We start from the raw sequence: 18,374 nt of genomic DNA on the forward strand, positions 1-18,374 counted from the left end.
GAGAAGCATGTGTCCGAGTGAAGCCGCGCCATCTTACGTGCCTTTCTTCCCTTCATACAGGGGGTCACCCTGAGAAATAGCTGAAGGCCAGCCCACGGCAGGCTCGGTAAACAGAGGGGAAATACAATCAATCGAATAATCATGTAAGCTGATTGACTTTGTCAACAGCCTGCAAGCCTCTGCCTGACATCAGGCAGAGGCTTTTTTACGATTTCTCATCCTGAAGGAGGAGGAAAAGTTCATGCTGAAAGGTCGTTTAAATGCTACCTGTGAAGAATAGGAAAAAATTCCCGATTATCATATTCTATAAACAGAACATCACACAGCAGCGGGGAGGTGCACAACATGAAGCAGACAGGCAGCTGGATTGTAACAGCCGGAATTTTGGCAGCAGTAATACTAGCGTGGCCGTTCTACATACTGAACGACGATCGAAGCAACCTGTCGTTATTCGGCTATCAGACGCTTACCGTGCTATCAAACAGCATGGAGCCGGAATTTACGACCCAGGATATGATCATTATCAGCGAACAGGAGCAGTATGCGGAAGGTGATATTATCACCGTCAACACCGGATCGGAGCTCGTGACGCACCGGATTGTGGAAACCGTTCCGGAAGGCTTTCACACGATGGGCGATGCAAATGCCACCGTGGATTCCACACTGGCCGAGCCGGGGATGATCGAAGGCGGACATGTTCTGACCATTCCATACGCAGGATTTGTCGTCCATTTCATCACATCACTGCCAGGGTTCCTGCTTCTGATCGTGCTGCCTGTCACCGCTGTCGTGACGATGAGTTTGATGAAGCGGCTCAGCCGCTCAGCTAAAAAGGATGACAATCCGGAAGGAGCCTCATCTACCTAAAAAAACAATACTAGGGGGAAACGAACGTGAACAAAGTACAAAAAGGTCTGATCGGCACAGCCGTCACCGCAACCGTCGTAGCAGCAGTAGGATTTGGGACATATTCAGCATTCAACGATAGTAATGATCTAGGACTCGATTTGATTGAGAGTGAAGCTGCTACAATTAGTGCAGGTATTTATGATGCTGAGGGAAGTAAAATTGAGAGTGGAGCAAGTAGCTCTTTTCAGCTGTTTAGAGACAGAGATGATTTACATTTACTCCCTGGTGAAAGTTGGGAACCTGAAACATTTAGAATTCAAAATGATGGGAACCGTGCGTTTGACATCAAAAACAATCCGTCCGGTAGTCAAACGAATTTCGATTTCGTTAGCTCTTTGTTCGATGGCGTAGATGATTGGGATTATAAACACCCAGATATTAAGTTTGAAAATGTAGAAGTTGAAATTGCTTTAGAATTTTCGGAAGGATCCCTTAACGATGACCAAATCTATACTGCTGATTTTGGTGACAATGGCTTCAAACAAACAGTAACTAAAGGCGGATCAAATCAAGCTTTTAATCTTTTCGGAGCTACATTAAGAGAAGGAGAGTACGTTGACGTATCTCTGAGCCTCGGATTAAACGAAAGCGCAGATAACGAATTTCAGGGACAAACGTTTGGTGCTGGCTTTAATCTATTTGTAGAACAAAACAACGAAGCGGACCGTAACTAATATTCATACCGGGCTGTCTCTTTTAGAGGCAGCCTGTTTGATGCAAAGGGGGCAGGCCAGATGAAAATGGTGACGGCAGTGGTGCTGCTGATTGTAATGATTGCCGCAGCAATTCCGGCTGCTGCAGGCGGTTTTTCTGATTCCTCCTCGACTGCTCTGGGCGGTTTTACGACGGCTTCGTCTGAGGATATCCTCCAAATTGATGTAGAAGAGACGGTATACGAGGAAGACGGTTCAGCTGTCGTTCACGTACTCGTGAAAAACGTCAGTCACGCTTCCGTGCCGGTATCGATTGACGGCGAGAGCGTGCATGCAGAGCCTGGTGAAACGATCGAAACGCTGTTCTCATTTGAAGCGGTGGATAGAACGGAACCGATCGAACAAACCGTAACGATCAAAGCGTTTGATTCGTTCGTGGAAAAGACCGTTTCCTTCACAGTGGACGCCTTCGACGAGCCGGAAGAGAAAGAGCGCGGTAAATCAGAGGAAAAGAAGCCGGATCATGCTGGCGGAGATCGAGGCCGCGAGAAGCGGGAAGAAAACAGTCACCATCACGGCGAAGAGGATGAACCGGAAGAAGATGAAGAAGCGTTAGAAGAAAAAGCAGACAAAGAAGACGAGAAAGAAGAGGCTGCAGCGAAAGAGACTGACTCCAAAGAAAAAGAAAAGACGAAAACGAAGGATGAAACAAAGCAGGAAGCGGAGAGCGAAACAACTTCCGCCTCTGACAAACCATCTGATGAAGAGGAATCCGACGAGCAAGTGGAGGAGGAAGAACCGAAAGAAGAAGCCTCCGATGAACACGAGGAAAAGCTCTCTGATGAAGAAGAGGAAACCGAAGAAGACGTATAGTGCTGCCCGAGCAGAACGCGAAGGCCCTTGGTTAGTATCCATTGCTGATCAAGGGTCCTTCTGTATGGTTTCGCCGTCCGTTCTCTTCTATCTGGGAAATACTCTCCAGTTCTGCTATGCTGAAAGAAAGCGGAAAGGCGGGAGCGCGGATGTACATAGAACAGCTGAATGAAACGCATGCACCGATGCTGGCAGAGGTTATGCATACAGTGGAACACGAAGCAGATTTTATGATGATGGCTCCGGGAGAACGAAACGTGACACCGGAAAAGGTAGCCGATCAGCTGAATCGAATAGAAAAAGAGGCCTCCTCTGCTGTGTTTGCGGCAGTCGGCAATGATCAGTTTGCTGGCTATGGCTTCGTTTTCGGCAGCAGCACAGAGAGAACGAAACACCGTACTTATCTTGTCATGGGTGTAAGAAAAAGCTTTCAGGGACAGGGGATTGGTTCTCGTCTCCTGGAGCGCATGATCAACTGGTGCGGTGAAAACGACGTCATGCGAATCGAATTGACGACCGTCTGCCGGAATAAAGAGGCCATCGGGCTGTATGAGAAGTTCGGTTTCCGGGTGGAAGGAAAGAAGCTAGCTTCCCTTCTGATTGATGGTAAACCGGAGGACGAATATATGATGGCCCGGGTGGAACATGCGGAGAGGAGCGGATTTGAATGATTCTGTGGCCGAGGTTTCAAAAAGGAGATACGATTGCTGTCACCGCACCTTCGTCTGGCGTCCCGGAGGAGCTGCACCATTTACTGACAGATACGAAAAACCGGCAGGAGCAGCGCGGTTATCCGGTGACGATTTATCCGACCGCCTGGAAGCAGGAAAAATCGGTATCTGCCCCGGCAGAGGAACGGGCAGCCGAGTTTAACCGTATCATGCAGGATGAGTCACCGAAAGCGATTATTCCGCCGTGGGGAGGAGAAAGACTGCTCGAAATGCTTCCGCTGCTCGACTACTCTGCTCCAATCCCAAAGTGGATACTGGGCTATTCGGATACGAGCATCCTGTTGTTTGCCTGGACGATCAAAACAGGCATCGCAACGGCCCATGGAACGAACATCGTCGATATAAGAGGGGCGGAGATGGATCCGGTCACAACTGCATGGGAAAACGTGCTCGCCTGGGAAGGCGGAAAGACGATTACTCAGAGCAGCTCGGAGCTTTATCAGCCTGAATGGAAGTTTGATGAGGTTACAGACGTTGTGTTTCATTTAACGGAACCGACAGAATGGAAAACGGTGAGCGGCAAGCCTGAAACAGTGGAAGGAAGGTTACTCGGAGGCTGTATCGATGTGATTACCCACCTTGTCGGTACACCTTATGGGAAAGTACGGGAATTTCAGCGGAACAAGCTGCATGACGAGCCGATCCTCTGGTATTTTGAAAACTGTGACATGAACCCGAATGAAATGAAGCGCTGCTTAAAGCAGATGGAGTATGCTGGATGGTTTGAAAACAGCGCCGGCTTTCTTTTTGGCAGAAGTGCAGCAGTCTCTGAGGCCGACGGATATACCGCAGTCGACGTGTATCAGGACCTTGCCGCAGACATCAGACTGCCGGTGATCTATGATATCGACTGCGGCCACGTGCCGCCGCAGTTGACGTTTGTCAATGGAGCCCGGGCAGCTGCTGCCTGCAGTAACGGAAAGGGTAGACTGACAATGCATGTTCCCGAGGAGGCAGACGATGCTGAAGCATGAAGCAGACTTGATCCGCTTTTTACGATCAGACAGCTGGCTGATGGAGATGCTGGAGGCAGTAGAATCGGAAAGCCTTCCGGATGCCTGGGTGGGTGCAGGCGTGATCCGCAGACTTGTCTCGGACAGACAGACCGGGCGTCACACGACGGAAAGGCTGGATGATGTGGATGTCGTCTGCTTTGATGCATCCGATGTGTCAGAAGAATGGGAAAAAGCTGCTGAACGCCGTCTGTGGCTCAGGCTTCCGCAAGTACCATGGTCGGTTAAAAACCAGGCGCGGATGCATCACAAGAACGGTCTTCCGCCGTTTCGATCGACGCTCGACGGTGTCGCCTCCTTTCCGGAAACATGTACAGCTGTCGCGGTAAGACTCGAACGAGGACAGCTTCGACTGGCTGCGCCCTACGGGGTTGAAGCGCTGCTGAACATGACCATCACGCCGACACCTTTGTATCGAAGCGGGGAGAAGCATCACATATACCGCACGAGGCTGCGGGAGAAAAGCTGGAAATCAGAGTGGCCGGAGGTGAGAGAATGATGCAGGCAGTTTTATTTGATTTAGATGACACACTGCACGACCGGCAAAGAACACTGCAGTACTTTCTGCAGTGGCAGTATGACGAGCACGCGTCCAGTTGGGGAACATTTTCGAAAGAGACCTTTATGCAGCAGTTCGAAGCATATGATCAAGGCGGGATGGTCTGGAAGGATCAAGTATACCGGAAGCTGAAAGAAGAGCTGCATTTTCCGGAGCATCCTGACGTGCTTTTGGAAGAGTATGTGGAGCATGTCGCAGATCACGCTGTTTGGGTGGAAGGTGCAGAAGAAGCACTGGCAGTCTGCAGACGGAAAGGGCTGAAAACGGGATTGATTACGAATGGGAAGAGTGCCTTGCAGCGCCGGGTGATCCGAGAGCTTCAGCTGGAGGAAAGAATGGATGTGATTCTCATCTCTGAGGAAGAGGATATCCGCAAGCCAGAAGCTGCCATCTTTCTCCGGGCGGCGGATCAGCTGCAGCTGGAGCCGGAAGCGTGTCTGTTTATCGGAGATTCTCTTGAAGCAGATGCAAAAGGGGCGGCGTCTGCCGGGATGAGAAGCCTTTGGCTGCACGGGAAAATGAATGGCGGAGTAGAGGTGTTACCTGCTTATGAAAAGCTTATCCCTTATTTAAAGGAGGAACTGCGATGATTTTATCCGGCAAAGAAGTGAAACGACGCGTGGAAAACGGCGAGATGGGTATTACGCCGCTCGTGGACGAGCAAATCCAGCCCGCTTCGATTGATATGCATCTCGGCACGCATTTTTCAGCCATCGAGGAGCACGAACAGCAGCTTATTTCACTGGAAGCGCCGGCGAAAACGAGAGATATTTATACAGAAGACCGGATTGTGCTGCCGCCGCAGTCGTTTCTGCTTGCGACCACCAAAGAAACGATCCGGCTTCCTGCGGACGTAACAGCATTTGTAGAGGGGCGCAGTTCAATCGGCCGGCTCGGCTTGTTCATTCAAAACGCAGGATGGGTAGACCCCGGCTTTCAAGGACAGATTACGCTGGAATTATTCAATGCGAACCGGCTTCCGATCGAACTGATTCCTGGACGCAGGCTGTGCCAGCTTGTGTTTGCTGAAGTCACTCCCGGAGCTGAACCTTACAGCGGCAAATACGTGAACCAAAGGGGAGCTGTCGCCAGTCGCGTTTACGACGACAGCGAAAATATTACTTAAGCTTTTTAAACAGGTCAAAAATGCTGAAGGACGTTTTTTTATACACTTTGTTGTAAACAGCTTTCTTTGGGCTTTTCACGTAGCCCATGCCCTTTTTGCCATATCCGGGAGTGACGGCTTTTTTGACGGTCCGCTTCGCACGTCCGGTCGTTCGCGCCTTTAAAGATCGCTTCAGACTTGGTTTTCGCACACCAAATTTCACAGGAAGGCCCCCTTTTAGTCGTTATAACTGGAAAATGATACCTTATCCCATAGTTTATCATTATTAACGTCGTTTTGATACAGAAGCAGGGAGGTCCATTAATGGATATTCAGCATGTAACAACAGACAAACAGCTGGCTGCCTGCGCTGAACTTGCCGCGAGCTTATATGAACACGAAACGTCAGAAGCGATGAGGACTGAATTTGAGTCACTCACCTCGTCGCACTGCTTGTTTCTTGCAGTAACATCTTCTGAAGCTGCAGGATTTATTCATCTTTCCCTGAGACATGATTATGTCGAGGGCACCGGCTCCTCTCCGGTTCTTTATCTGGAGGGCATTTACGTAAAAGAGCCGTACCGAAAAACCGGCACGGCTTCTGCCCTGCTTAAGGCCGGTGAAGCGTGGGGCCGGGAGCAGAGCTGCAAGGAAATGGGGTCAGATACGGTGCTTACGAATGAGAGCGGCGCTGCCTTTCATGAAAAGGCAGGGTTTACAGAAGTGAATCGCATTATCTGCTTTGCAAAGCGGTTGGACAGGTAAGTTTTTCCGCTGCCGACCAGAGAATAAATCCCGGAGCGGGATGAAGCTCCAGCTTTCGCAAAATCAGGAGCGCCTCAAGCATAAGTTCCTGCCGGACATCTTCGCGGATGGAGCTCCGGCAGTAATGAAGCTGCTGGTCAATCAGCGGCAGAAGCAGTTCAATCGCCTGTTCTTCCGCTTCCCGGCTGCCGGTTTGTATGTCGTACAATCGTTGTTTCCACATGATACCTCCTCCTTTCATTACGAACGAAGCCGCTTCAGCGCTGCCCGATGCGATGCGGAAACAGCCTGCTGCGTGATGCCGAGCCGTTTGCCGGCTTCATGCAAAAGAAGGTCTTCTTCATAGATCAGGCGCAGCACCTGCAGCTGCCGTTTCGTCAGCCGTTTTGCAGCATCCTCAGGAAGCTGAAAGTTCGAATCTGGAATAAGCTCCTGCTCCGGCTCAGGAACGTCAGCAGACGGGATGATGCGCTGTAAATCCCGCCGGTGCTCCTGATCTGCGCGGACGGCCTTCCAGTAAAGGGTTGTTTTCATATAACGGAGGAACTGCCGGTTTTCAACGTGCATACGAAAGGCGTGATCCAGTGCAGCTTCGTGCAAAAAGAGCTCAGAGCAACTACCAAGGTAAAATTGTTCCCGCTGACTGCTGTCCCGAAGAAAGGAAGCAGTCAGCCCGTGACCGAACAGTCGGGGCGAGTCTGTTCTCAGGCTGCGAAGCTTGCTGCAACCGCCCGGAATGAGGCAGAATGGGCATTGATAAGTCATTGTCTCAGCCTCCTTTCATAGAATAGAAAGACAATGTATGTTCGATTATACAACTAAAAAGCGAACATTAGTTCGTATTTACTCATTTTACATGAGAAAGTCCTTTTCTGCGATCATCATTTGTATGAGGCACTCCATTTCTTCTTTCTGTTAACAAGAAAGGAGATGAGGATACCGTGACAGAATGGACTATTTTTGCTGAAAATGTCGGACTGCCGGGCCTTATTGTGATCTATATACTGGCCAGGTTTGAGCGGAAGCTCGACAGGCTGACGAAAGAAGTCCGCAGACAGGGACTATCAAATAAAACGAAATAAGGAGGCGTGATGATGAGCGTAGAGGAGCACAAGAAGCAGGCACCAGATCAGACGACGGTGATGATCGTTACAGTGAGCGATACGAGAACGGAAGCAGAGGATAAAAGCGGAAAGCTGATACGTCAACTGCTGGAACAGGATGGCCACTTAATTGCGAATAAGGTTATCGTAAAGGATGAACAGGAGCAGATCGAACAAGCGGTAGTGGAGGGAATCCACGATCGTTCTGTTGACGCGGTAATCGTAAACGGGGGAACTGGCATTGCGGCGAGAGATGTAACCATTGAAGCGGTTGAACCTCTGTTTGAAAAAGAGATTCTCGGGTTTGGAGAAATCTTTCGCATGCTGAGCTACACGGACGATATAGGATCGGCGGCTATCATGAGTCGGGCTGCTGCAGGCACAGCCAAGGGGACGGCTGTTTTCGCTGTTCCAGGCTCAAGCGGAGCGGTGAAGCTCGCCATGACAAGGCTCATTTGTCCGGAGATCTCCCACATTGTCCGTGAGCTGCGAAAGGATCGTCAATCATGAAGAAGATTCTTCTCTTTGATTTTGATGGAACGCTCGCAGACTCTCTTCCGCTTTGTCTGGATGCATTTGAACACGCATTTTCCGTAACGAATATATCGATCTCCAGAGATCAAATCAAGCAGCTGCTTGGTCCCCCTGAACCGGACGTGATTCGGACACAGACAACCGATCCGCGGGCGATCGAGGCCTACTATACGTATTATGAGGAGCGCCTCGAACAGATGAAAGCTCTTCCCGGCCTGCGCGAAAAATTGCAGGAGCTCAAGCAGGAGGGTTACAAACTGGGGATCGTCAGCGGAAAATCCTCGCACAGTCTGACGATGTCATTAAAGCAGCTTGGTATTGACGAATATATTGATTTTACAGCTGCGGGCGACGTCTACACCCCAAAACCGGATCCAGAATCCCTCTTTGCAGCCGCATCGTATTTTCAAACAGAGCCGGACCGCCTGCTGATGATTGGGGATACGGATGCTGATACAGGAGCGGCGGCTGCAGCAGGATCGATTGGAGCAGCAGTGAAGTGGTTTCCTGATTACGAACCGGAGCCTCTGAAACAGAAACCGGACGTCGTGTTTCATGCATGGGAGGAGCTTACTGAATATTTGAGCGGACATCTATAAAAGAGCACGGTCCGAGGAGACCGTGCTCTTGATTTTTTTGTTTTTTTGCGAACGTTTGTTCTTGTGATAAGGCGGGAATAGCGGTATAGTAGAAGCAGGAGGCATGACAATGAAGAAGACAGAACCGGATATCGTTCATATTGGAGCTTGTTTGTTGAAAAGCCGTGCATTCTCAGTACCGGTCAGGGTGGAACTGAATGAGGGGGGCAGTATTTGCGGAATTGTAGATATGGTCGACCGCCGCAGAGCTGTTTTTGTAATCAACGGCAAGCAGCTAAAGCTTAGGGAAATAACAGGCGTTGAGGAGGAAAAGAGCGATGGATCAGCAGATGAATCAGAACTGCCGCTACTGTGAAGGAAATATGCTGCTTCATAAAAACAAGCGCTATTGCCCGTTTTGTAAAATGTACGCATCCAGTACGGTTGACGAAGCAAAACAGATCAGACCGGTGCGGATGATGGAAACACATCTGACGAAACCGACTCCGGACCTGATGAAGCGGAGCACCTATGAGCTGCTGCAGCTGCTTGCACTTTCACGTAATGAACTTGTAGAGATGGAGCTCTTACTAGAGCAAATCATTCGTTTACAGGAACGGACGGAACTGCCGGAAACCACTGTGCGGACAGCTGTCCGCGAAGAACAGAAAATGGCGAGGAAGGTAAAGGCGGTAGAAACACTGCTGAAGCAGCGCCTCGATTTCGTTCCGGGAATCGTCACCGATGATATGCTCGCTCGTTATGAGGAACGAATTTACCAGGAGGAAACGGCAGCAGCAATTTTGTAGGAAAGGCCCGTCAGGCATGTCTATTTAACCGGGTCCATCAGCTTCCCTGTACCATTGTCCCTGTAAAAAAACAGGGAATGCTTCTATAGTTGAGGCAGGAAGCTGGCTTAGGTAGTCTGTCTTAAGGTCTTTTGAACGCTTTTTTGTTATTCAATTGATATTTCAGAAATGATTCGACAATTTACGACTGAATCTTCGCTGGAAGGATGATTAAAAATAGGAACAATTTTCTAATTTACCTGAAGTGTCTAAATTTTAGGGTGGCGAAAGATGTGGTGCTGTTCCTATAATTAGTATCAGTAGAGCTTTGACTCAGCCTGCGTGCCCGGGACGTGCTGAAGAAGTTCTCATCTTTTCAGGGAGGATGATGCGACATGAGGAAAAAAATCCTGTTAACCTCGATTCTGGTCGGCAGCATGCTTACAGCAGCGACGGCAGCCTATGCACATGATGCGATGGAAGAGGAAGGTATTAATAAAGAGGAAAGAGCTCCTTTTGATCATGAAGCGATCGAACGGCTTGGTGAACCGGAGCAGTCCGGCAGTAAAAATTTGAAGAATCTGCATGAAGTTGCAGCAGAACAAATTGCGGAAATAGACGGAGTCCAGAATAATACTGCCGACGTTTATGCACACCAGGGCTTTGCTTACCTGGGGACGCATACAGCTAACGGCGCAAACGGCGGGGTGCGCATTTTTGATTTGCAGGATCCTACAAATCCGGAGGAAATAGGTCAGATTGCTGCAGATATCCCGTATACGTGGCAGGAGAAAGTAATTGTAAAACGAGTGAATACTCCGGACTTTAAAGGTGATCTGGCGGTGGTCAGTCTGCAGCAGACGTCGCGAAACAATGCCGATCGTCCCGACAGTGTCGGCGGAGCGCTGCTTTATGATGTAACTGACCCTTACAACCCGGAGCGGCTTGGATTTTATGAGCTCGACCGCGCCATCACCGGCACGCACGAGCTGTACTTAACGACGCAAGGTAATCAGGCACTCATGCTGCTCTCCAATCCTTATGCTGATTTTTATACGAACGGTGCGGAAAAAGACTTTCAGATCATTGATGTAAGCAACCCCGCCGAGCCGGAGAAGCTATGGGAGTTTGATCCCCGCATGCTGCCGGAAGTAGACGAGTCGTTTAACGGCTATCACTGGGATGCTCCGGATGGTCACACACGGCCGGTCTTCAACCACAGTGTCATTACAGACAACAATGGCCAGTATGCTTACGTTTCTATGTGGGATCTCGGAACGGTGATCTTTGACATCCGTAACCCGGAAGAGCCTGAATATCTCGGCCGTACCGAATATGCTGATGATCAAAAGGGTGCCGCTCACTCGGCAGCAGTTGCCCGAGGTGGAAATATTCTGATTGAAACCCGAGAGATTGCAAATCCGCATGGTGAAGGATTTGAGGATGCTTACGGATATACAAGAATATTCGATATTTCGGATAAATCGAATCCGGAGCTTCTGAGTGAATTTACGACAGAGCTGACATTCGACTTTATTGGAACAACGTTTGCTAATACAGTGCATGATCCAAAAGTGCACGGTAATACATTGTATCTGTCCTATTATGCAGGCGGGGTTATCGCTGTGGACATCACAAATCCATCAGAACCAGAGGAAATCGCACGATATACGCCGGATGAATCAAACGTATGGGGAGTTTTCGTCGATCGGAATTATGTGCTCGCATCCGATATGGGACAAGGATTGAAAGTTCTGCAGAAAAACAATGGAAACAGTAATCCAGGGAACGCCCAGCGTCAACATTAACAGCATCGTTTACCTGAACCGGTCTTCTATGAAGACCGGTTCTTCACCATGTTAAGTAAGTGAAGTAAATGGTAGTGGCGTTTGATTTTCAGACTTCTTTATGTAAAGGCCGAACAAGGCAGCTGAAAGAGTAAAATAAATTCATAAACATTCTGAATTTTATAAAAAAATAAGTCGATTTATGATAAACTATCTCTACGAGGAGGGAGCTCATGGAAAAGAGATGGGAAATGGAAGCGCGTGATCTGATTGAGCATACCGTACATAATCCGGATAACTGGATGAGAGAGGAAGTCCGTGATCCAGATAAGGCGGCAGCGCTGCTATCTGAAGCGGAAAACCATGTTCCTAAGGATGGAGTCACGGCACTGCTCTGCGCCTCACTGTTAAGAATAAGTGGACGGGCGGAAGAGGCGCTCCCGCTTTTTCATGAGCTTCTCGGCGAGGCACGGCGGCAGGCTTGTCCAAGAAAAGAAAGTGCTGCCCTTATTCGGCTGGGGGAGGCGATGAAATACAGCGGCACGCATGTGGGCGCCGTTACCTGCTTCAAACAGGCTCTTTCATTAAAACGACTGGCTCCTGAGTACGAGGATTTTGCCTGGCAGCACCTCGGGAAGGTACAGTGGGAAATGGGAGAGACGAAATCGGCTGAAAATAGTCTTGAAGAAGCGCTTCGTCTCCGTCGTTTAAAAAAGGATGAGGCACTCATAAAATCAACACTCGCAGCACTCTGTGCACTGCGAAACGACATGTGGTCTCAGGAAGCATAAGCTAAAAAAAAGGTCGCTCCGATTAAATGGAGCGACCTTTTTTTGATACTTATTCCTGCTCGTAGCTGACCATTTCTGCGTCCGGATCTTCTGTTTCCTTTCGCAGTTTTTCTTCAATGAACGAGCGGTCGTTAAACTTATTTTCCGGAATTTCTGTTACAATCACGCCTGGAATGGGGGTGTCCGTTATTTGACCGTCCACTTTTTTACTCGCTTTATAGTCAATTTTTACTCTCATTTGCTACACTCCTTCAATAGTCTTTACGATTCTGATTACCGTTGATCTGCTCTTCTAAACATTTGATTACGAGGCTGTCTGCTGAACGGATTCTTCGTCCGTGCGGGTGTGTGTGCTTCTGACGAGCTTGGCATAACCAGAAAAAGAAAAAACTAACATACATGTGAGAGTAACCAATCTGATCTATGTTTCTTTTACAAACTCGAGGCAGTGAAATAATAATAAGAAAGCTATGTTATGAAGCAAAGCGTTTACCAATCCAAAAAAAGCTTCAGTAGAACGGTGACAGTGGAATATACGAATGCCGCAGACACGAATGTCGGCAGATGAGCCGATTCTTCCGAGGGAAGCTCGTGCTTGATCACGTTAAACATAATGGCGCCAGACACAAAGGAGAAAACAATGGAAAGCGTCACAGCAGAGTAAGGCGTTATCGTCGCAATCAAATAGCCGATAAAGATACCGCCTGCGAGCATAAAACGGCCATATTTTCGGTATTTCGTTTCGTTTTCCCGAAACAGATCATGTGCAACTGTCATGAAGTGAAGACCCACGGCGACGCTGTAAAAGATGAGCTGCTCAAGCGACTGATCTGCAGCAAACATAATGTAGGAAATAAGCATATTGTACATAAAAAACAGACTCGTCTGCACAAAGAAAAAGCGGTCTTCCACGCTCGCTCCCCGTTTGTACCGATCGCGTTCAGCTGCTTTAGTCAGCGTGTAAAAAACAACGATTCCGACAAGACCGAACAAATAGAGCTCCGATTCCATTGCCAGCTCAAACGCTGTATCCCCGAACTCCTCCTGCTCGTGGTGGAGAGACGGCAATATGTAAACGAAGATATACGAAACAGCAATCCCTCCTGCAAGAGAGACCCATTTGATTTTACCGAGTGACGAGCTTGAAATAATTTTATTCGCAAAAACTTGCACAGCAAGAAAAGCGGCAACAACAAACATTGGTCCCAGCATGAGAACACCCCCGTCCCTAGTGTCTATACCCGTAAAGCGGTCTGTTTACAACCATGGATCTGATAGAGCAGCGAACAGCAGAACGAAAACAATAAAGGGCCTATGTTCATGGTACGAAAGTTCTGGTAAAGTCAGCTTATCTGGTAAAAGGAGTGCTGAAGGTGAAACGATTATCGATGAAGTACTGGAAAACAGCTACAAAATTAAATGTGTTAGTATTTACCATTCTGGCCCTCATCACGGGGTTGCTTGCCTTTGTTGTTTATGTTCAAGTCGAGGAAGGAGTGCAGTCTGCGGCAGCTGAAAAAGCTGCTTCTGATCTCCGCACGACCTATGCATATATAGATGCTGCCTATCCTGGAGACTGGGAGCTTACGGATGGAGAACTTCTTAAAGGTGGAAGCGTCATGACGGCCAATCATGAGCTTGTTGACTTAGCTGCGGAATGGACGGATGGGACGGTGACGCTGTTTCAAGGGGATACGCGGACCGCTACCAATGTCATGGCTGATGGAGAACGGGCCGTCGGCACTCAGGCTTCCGATGAAGTGACGCAGGCTGTATTAGAGAATGGTGACGTTTTTTACGGGGAGGCGGATGTACTTGGATCTCGTTATCAAACTGCTTATATGCCGCTTGTAAATGGGAGCGGAGAAGCGGTCGGCATGTGGTATATCGGAGCTTCGGAAGCACTCGTATCTGAAACGATATCGGGTATTATGGTCAGTTTCGGACTTGTCACTGCAGGCGTGGTAGCGGCTGCTGCAATCATGATCAGCTTATTTTCGCGCAGGCTGAAAAAGCAGCTCGGCAGCCTGGAGGAAGTGATGGATGCAGCTGGAAACGGGGATTTTTCCTCAACCGTTGAAACAAAGTCACATGATGAAATAGGCGCTGTTATGAGAAGCTTTAATCAAATGCGTAATCAGTTGAAAGAACTGCTGGAAAATATGCAGACAGCAGCGGAAGAAACGGCAGCAGCGTCCGGTCAACTGTCAGCAAGTTCAAGTGAGACGACCTCCGCGACAGACTTAATATCACAGTCGATTCAGGATATCGCAGCAGATTCCGAAAATCAGCTTGAACTTTCAGAAGAAGCAGCGGAAATGATGAAACAGGTAAAAGAACAGCTTGAAGAAACGGCAGGTCAAGTCATGCAAATGGCAAGTGATTCTGAGGAGATGGGAAAGGCTGCATCAAATGGAACATCGGTAATTGAAACTGGTGTCGTAAAGATGAAGCAGATTGGTACTCAGTCAATAGAAATGGAAGCCCAGCTGGAGGAGCTCGTAGCAAAATCAGAAGAAGCTGGAGAAGTCATCCGCCTGATCACCTCTGTGGCTGAGCAGACTAATTTACTCGCCCTGAACGCCGCAATCGAAGCAGCAAGGGCCGGTGAGCATGGCAAGGGATTCGCGGTTGTCGCTGATGAAGTACGCAAGCTTGCTGAGCAGTCGAGTCAGTCTGCACGGCACATCGAACAGATGATTCATGCCATGCAGGAAAATGTGACGGTTGCAAAATCGAAAATGGACGACACGAAAGAAGTTGTTCTGGAAGGGGAATCATCGATTCAGTCAGCTGGAGAGAGCTTTTCACAAATAGCAGAGCTGATTCAACAGGCAAATGAAAGCACAAAACAGGTGACTGGATCGGTTTACAGTATGGAACAAGCTGTAGAAAAGGGCGCAGCTTCCGTCCGGAAATCTCAGGAGACAGCAGAAGCTTCTGCCGGACACACGCAGAATATTGCAGCCTCCGCAGAAGAACAGCTCGCATCTATGGAGGAAGTATTATCCTCTTCGGAATCTCTCAGCTCAATGGCAGATAAAATGAAAGAAGAAGCAGGCACGTTCCGCTTCAGCCAGGCTTCTGCCACACTGGATCAACATCGAAGAGACTGATACGATATAGAGAAAACAGTTTCCGGGAGGATCTTATGAGAGTAAACGCTTTATACCGGCATCCGGTTAAATCAATGCAGGGAGAGCAGGTAGAACAGACAATGATCATGCCGTACGGCTTTTACGGAGACAGAAGCCACACGTTTAAGCGGGAAGACAACCGGTACTTAACGATTACCCAGCTTCCGCAGATGGCTGTCTTTCAGGCGTCGTTTCAGGGAGAAGAATCATTCCATAAGTATCCCGCCGTACAGGTGGTGTCGCCTTCCGGAAAATCTTATTCGTATGAGGAGGACAGGCTCCGGGAAGAGCTGGAGCAGCTTTGGGGAGGTCCATTGAGTAAAGAAGTGTATCAACCGGGAAACGTGCCACTGGGGGCGATCGAGGAAGAGGCGGTGCTGCTCATTACAGAAAGTTCACTTTCCGAGTTGGAAAAGCGAATTGGAAAACCTGCTGTATCAGGGCGCTTCCGACCTAATATCATTCTGGAAGCAGACCTGCCTCCTTTCTCCGAATCCGATCTGATTGGATTGCGGCTTCAGACAGCTGATGGCGCCTTACTGGAAGGGGTGCGGATGTGTCCGCGCTGCTCGATCATCAACGTCGATCCAGAATCAGGTAAATTCGACAGCGACTACCTCAGAGCCACGGCCAAGGAACTGAAAAATGAATTCGGACTGTATTTACGCGTGATCCGGCCTGGAAAAATTCACAGAAATGAACGGCTGCAACTTGTATCCAGCTGATCAAAGCCTTCTCGGAAAGTATCTGAGAAGGCTTTTTGCTGCGGATTTCTCCTGCTGAAGAAGTAGTGTTCTTTCAAAATAAATAATATTTACAAAATTTCGATTTCTGATAAACTTGGAAGTGGTGCAATGAATAAAAGCGCTTACAAAAAGGAGGGGTTCTATGTCTGCGATTCTGGTTGCGGTATCCGGTCTGATCGTCTTTGCGCTCGGTTATCGCTTCTATTCAAAGTTTATTGCAGAACGTATTTACCGGCTTGATCCTGACTATGTGACACCAGCGCATAAATATAAGGATGGAGTCGATTTTGTACCAACGAATAAATACGTTCTCTGGGGGCATCATTTTACTTCTGTTGCAGGTGCTGCACCAATATTAGGTCCAGCCATTGCGGTTTACTGGGGCTGGCTGCCTGCAGTGCTCTGGGTCGTACTCGGAACCGTGTTTGCAGCCGGTGTACATGACTTTGGTACGCTTGTTCTCTCTGTTCGAAATAAAGGACAGTCGATTGGAACACTGGCGAATAAGCTGATCGGCCAGCGAGGGAAGATCTTGTTTTTATTTATCATTCTTATTCTCGTGCTCATGGTCAACGCTGTATTCGCCTGGGTGATTGCCAACCTGTTTATTACATACCCGGCAAGTGTTATACCGGTCTTTATACAAATACCGCTTGCAATCTGGATCGGCTATGCGGTGTATAAGCGCAACGTAAAGATGCTTGTGCCGTCACTTGTGGCGCTGGCTGTTATGTACGCAACCGCTATTGTAGCGAGCGGAACGGAATTTCTGCAAATTGACCTTGTCCGCTACATGGGCGGCGAGGAAGCAGCAGGTCTGTTCGGTCTTGGTGCGGTATCAACTGCCTTTTTTATCTGGATCTTGATTTTGCTCGTCTACGTCTATATTGCTTCGACGCTGCCGGTCTGGAAGCTGCTGCAGCCGCGGGATTTTATCAACTCCCATCAGTTAGTAGTCGGTCTGGCCATTCTCTATCTTGGACTTTTCCTGACGAATCCGGAAATTACTGCTCCGGCAACGAACCCCGGGGCTGATACGTCCTGGATGCCGTTGCTGTTCATTACGATTGCCTGCGGGGCGATCTCCGGCTTCCACGGTCTTGTTTCATCCGGTACATCGTCGAAGCAGCTGAATAAGGAAACAGATGCACGCTTCGTCGGCTATTTCGGGGCAGTAGGGGAAGGGATTCTCGCCCTTGTATCTATCATGGCTGTCGTCACGCTGTTCGCCAACGCCGATGAGTTCCTCGGTGCGTATGACAGCTTTGAAAGTGCGGGCGCTATCGGACTCGGTAATTTCGTTGAAGGTGCCGGAAATCTGGCACAGGGACTGATGATTCCTCAGGCGGTTGCCACCACCATTGTGTCTATTATCGTCGTCAGCTTTGCTGCTACGACGCTTGATACGTCTGTGCGTCTGATGCGCTACATCATCTCAGAGCTCGGTACCGAGTATAAGGTGCAGGCTCTCACGAAAACGCACGTTGCAACGACAATTGCTGTCGGTTCTACAGCAGCACTCGTTCTGATCCCGGAAGGTCCGCAGGGCTTTGGGTCCGGAGGGTATCTGCTGTGGCCGCTGTTCGGAACAAGTAATCAGCTGTTAGCAGGGATCAGTTTGCTGCTCATCTCACTATGGCTGAAGCGTTTAGGCAGAAACTATATATACACGCTCATTCCAATGGTATTCCTGCTGTTTATGACGATGTACGCATTGTTCCAGCAAGTCGTCTTCCAGTGGGCCTGGTGGGCAGACGGATCCAATACGCTGCTGTTCGTCTTCGGGGCGATTAACTTCGTATTCGCACTTTGGATTGCACTAACAGCGTTCTCTGTTATGGCCAAAACAGGCAATGACCCGATGGATAACGATTAATAACTGGAGGGCTGTCTCAATAGCGAGGCAGCTCTTTTGCTGCAGGGCACAGATTTCTGGACAACATAAATGTTCATAATGATGAAAACTGTCGTACTGGTATTTCCTGCGGGATGGAAAAGTATGCGATAATAAATGTATAAAGAATCAAAGGAGGCGGAGCCAGTGCTGGACAGTGTGAAAAAGCTCATCCGCTACTACGAGGAAGTCATCAGTCTGAATCATCGCCAGGAGATTGCAAGAGAGCTGAGGGATGAAGATGACCTGTTTATGCTGATGCTTTATTCGGAAATGATCGGCATTCCGAATCCGGTGTATTACTACACGCTGGAGCTTTACCCGCATATGCTGGAAGAGTTTCATGAATGGCACCTACGGATGGGGATGGACAAATCGCCGCTGAATGGAATTCGCTGCTGCTGAGGA

Annotated in this window: 25 protein-coding genes; 20 read left to right on the plus strand and 5 right to left on the minus strand. The window is 48.9% G+C overall.

Annotated features, from left to right (window positions below; genetic code table 11):
* The first annotated feature begins 345 nt into the window (after positions 1-345).
* From HCN83_RS04690 to dcd, 8 genes are all read left to right on the plus strand, one after another.
* The gene (locus tag HCN83_RS04690; protein WP_168005168.1) at positions 346-867 is read left to right on the plus strand and encodes a signal peptidase I; all 522 of its coding nucleotides are present in this window, start codon (positions 346-348) and stop codon (positions 865-867) included.
* Positions 868-893: 26 nt separating this feature from the next.
* Positions 894-1,583 (plus strand): hypothetical protein, encoded by a 690-nt coding sequence (locus tag HCN83_RS04695; protein ID WP_168005169.1) that lies wholly within the window; start codon positions 894-896, stop codon positions 1,581-1,583.
* Positions 1,584-1,643: 60 nt separating this feature from the next.
* A complete protein-coding gene (locus HCN83_RS04700; protein WP_168005170.1) occupies positions 1,644-2,435 on the plus strand; it encodes a hypothetical protein in 792 nt (263 codons plus the stop codon).
* A 149-nt stretch (positions 2,436-2,584) separates the two neighbouring features.
* Complete coding sequence (locus HCN83_RS04705; protein WP_168005171.1) at positions 2,585-3,106, plus strand: GNAT family N-acetyltransferase; 522 nt, start codon at positions 2,585-2,587, stop codon at positions 3,104-3,106.
* Positions 3,103-4,140: a S66 family peptidase gene (locus HCN83_RS04710; protein WP_168005172.1), complete on the plus strand. Its 1,038-nt coding sequence runs from the start codon at positions 3,103-3,105 to the stop codon at positions 4,138-4,140. The genes HCN83_RS04705 and HCN83_RS04710 overlap by 4 nt, the downstream gene beginning before the upstream one ends.
* Complete coding sequence (locus HCN83_RS04715; RefSeq protein WP_168005173.1) at positions 4,127-4,678, plus strand: nucleotidyltransferase family protein; 552 nt, start codon at positions 4,127-4,129, stop codon at positions 4,676-4,678. The genes HCN83_RS04710 and HCN83_RS04715 overlap by 14 nt, the downstream gene beginning before the upstream one ends.
* Positions 4,675-5,328 carry an HAD family hydrolase gene (locus HCN83_RS04720; protein WP_168005174.1) on the plus strand — a complete coding sequence of 218 codons (654 nt, stop codon included), beginning with the start codon at positions 4,675-4,677 and terminating at the stop codon, positions 5,326-5,328. The genes HCN83_RS04715 and HCN83_RS04720 overlap by 4 nt, the downstream gene beginning before the upstream one ends.
* Positions 5,325-5,864, plus strand: a complete 540-nt coding sequence (gene dcd / locus HCN83_RS04725; RefSeq protein WP_168005175.1) for a dCTP deaminase — start codon at positions 5,325-5,327, stop codon at positions 5,862-5,864. Before HCN83_RS04720 ends, dcd begins: the two co-directional genes overlap by 4 nt.
* Here the strand turns inward: dcd and HCN83_RS04730 are convergent.
* Positions 5,857-6,066 carry a hypothetical protein gene (locus HCN83_RS04730; protein WP_168005176.1) on the minus strand — a complete coding sequence of 70 codons (210 nt, stop codon included), beginning with the start codon at positions 6,064-6,066 and terminating at the stop codon, positions 5,857-5,859. The two genes, dcd and HCN83_RS04730, sit on opposite strands and share 8 nt — an antisense overlap.
* 101 nt (positions 6,067-6,167) lie before the next feature.
* On the opposite strand from HCN83_RS04730, the gene aac(6') reads away from it, so the two are divergent.
* On the plus strand, positions 6,168-6,608 hold the full coding sequence (gene aac(6'), locus HCN83_RS04735; protein ID WP_168005177.1) for an aminoglycoside 6'-N-acetyltransferase: 441 nt from the start codon (positions 6,168-6,170) through the stop codon (positions 6,606-6,608).
* Here the strand turns inward: aac(6') and HCN83_RS04740 are convergent.
* Positions 6,577-6,831: a hypothetical protein gene (locus tag HCN83_RS04740; protein ID WP_168005178.1), complete on the minus strand. Its 255-nt coding sequence runs from the start codon at positions 6,829-6,831 to the stop codon at positions 6,577-6,579. The two genes, aac(6') and HCN83_RS04740, sit on opposite strands and share 32 nt — an antisense overlap.
* Before the next feature lie 17 nt (positions 6,832-6,848).
* On the minus strand, positions 6,849-7,373 hold the full coding sequence (locus tag HCN83_RS04745; RefSeq protein ID WP_168005179.1) for a sigma factor-like helix-turn-helix DNA-binding protein: 525 nt from the start codon (positions 7,371-7,373) through the stop codon (positions 6,849-6,851).
* A gap of 176 nt (positions 7,374-7,549) precedes the next feature.
* Here HCN83_RS04745 and HCN83_RS04750 point away from each other — a divergent pair, with 176 nt between their 5' ends.
* From HCN83_RS04750 to HCN83_RS04780, 7 genes are all read left to right on the plus strand, one after another.
* The gene (locus tag HCN83_RS04750; RefSeq protein WP_168005180.1) at positions 7,550-7,690 is read left to right on the plus strand and encodes a YvrJ family protein; all 141 of its coding nucleotides are present in this window, start codon (positions 7,550-7,552) and stop codon (positions 7,688-7,690) included.
* A 12-nt stretch (positions 7,691-7,702) separates the two neighbouring features.
* Entirely contained in the window at positions 7,703-8,221 is a 519-nt protein-coding gene (locus tag HCN83_RS04755; protein WP_168005181.1) for a MogA/MoaB family molybdenum cofactor biosynthesis protein, read from the plus strand.
* Entirely contained in the window at positions 8,218-8,844 is a 627-nt protein-coding gene (locus tag HCN83_RS04760) for an HAD family hydrolase (protein WP_168005182.1), read from the plus strand. Before HCN83_RS04755 ends, HCN83_RS04760 begins: the two co-directional genes overlap by 4 nt.
* A 109-nt stretch (positions 8,845-8,953) precedes the next feature.
* A complete protein-coding gene (locus HCN83_RS04765) occupies positions 8,954-9,199 on the plus strand; it encodes a hypothetical protein (RefSeq protein ID WP_168005183.1) in 246 nt (81 codons plus the stop codon).
* Positions 9,162-9,632, plus strand: coding sequence for a hypothetical protein (locus HCN83_RS04770; RefSeq protein WP_168005184.1), 471 nt, complete (start codon positions 9,162-9,164; stop codon positions 9,630-9,632). The genes HCN83_RS04765 and HCN83_RS04770 overlap by 38 nt, the downstream gene beginning before the upstream one ends.
* A 374-nt stretch (positions 9,633-10,006) precedes the next feature.
* The gene (locus HCN83_RS04775) at positions 10,007-11,419 is read left to right on the plus strand and encodes an LVIVD repeat-containing protein (protein WP_168005185.1); all 1,413 of its coding nucleotides are present in this window, start codon (positions 10,007-10,009) and stop codon (positions 11,417-11,419) included.
* 212 nt (positions 11,420-11,631) lie between these two features.
* Complete coding sequence (locus tag HCN83_RS04780) at positions 11,632-12,189, plus strand: tetratricopeptide repeat protein (protein WP_168005186.1); 558 nt, start codon at positions 11,632-11,634, stop codon at positions 12,187-12,189.
* A gap of 49 nt (positions 12,190-12,238) precedes the next feature.
* Here the strand turns inward: HCN83_RS04780 and HCN83_RS04785 are convergent, their stop codons facing one another.
* Entirely contained in the window at positions 12,239-12,427 is a 189-nt protein-coding gene (locus tag HCN83_RS04785) for a hypothetical protein (protein WP_168005187.1), read from the minus strand.
* A 251-nt stretch (positions 12,428-12,678) separates the two neighbouring features.
* Positions 12,679-13,401 carry a hypothetical protein gene (locus HCN83_RS04790; protein WP_168005188.1) on the minus strand — a complete coding sequence of 241 codons (723 nt, stop codon included), beginning with the start codon at positions 13,399-13,401 and terminating at the stop codon, positions 12,679-12,681.
* 161 nt (positions 13,402-13,562) lie between these two features.
* On the opposite strand from HCN83_RS04790, the gene HCN83_RS04795 reads away from it, so the two are divergent.
* From HCN83_RS04795 to HCN83_RS04810, 4 genes are all read left to right on the plus strand, one after another.
* Positions 13,563-15,305, plus strand: a complete 1,743-nt coding sequence (locus HCN83_RS04795; protein ID WP_168005189.1) for a methyl-accepting chemotaxis protein — start codon at positions 13,563-13,565, stop codon at positions 15,303-15,305.
* A 35-nt stretch (positions 15,306-15,340) separates the two neighbouring features.
* Positions 15,341-16,051, plus strand: coding sequence for an MOSC domain-containing protein (locus HCN83_RS04800; protein ID WP_168005190.1), 711 nt, complete (start codon positions 15,341-15,343; stop codon positions 16,049-16,051).
* Between the two features lie 163 nt (positions 16,052-16,214).
* A complete protein-coding gene (locus HCN83_RS04805) occupies positions 16,215-17,948 on the plus strand; it encodes a carbon starvation CstA family protein (protein ID WP_168005191.1) in 1,734 nt (577 codons plus the stop codon).
* 135 nt (positions 17,949-18,083) lie between these two features.
* Entirely contained in the window at positions 18,084-18,371 is a 288-nt protein-coding gene (locus HCN83_RS04810) for a cory-CC-star protein (protein WP_205774502.1), read from the plus strand.
* The last annotated feature ends 3 nt before the right edge of the window (positions 18,372-18,374 follow it).

The sequence above is a fragment of the Alkalicoccus luteus genome, from assembly GCF_012034335.1.
GTDB lineage: Bacteria > Bacillota > Bacilli > Bacillales > Salisediminibacteriaceae > Alkalicoccus > Alkalicoccus luteus_A.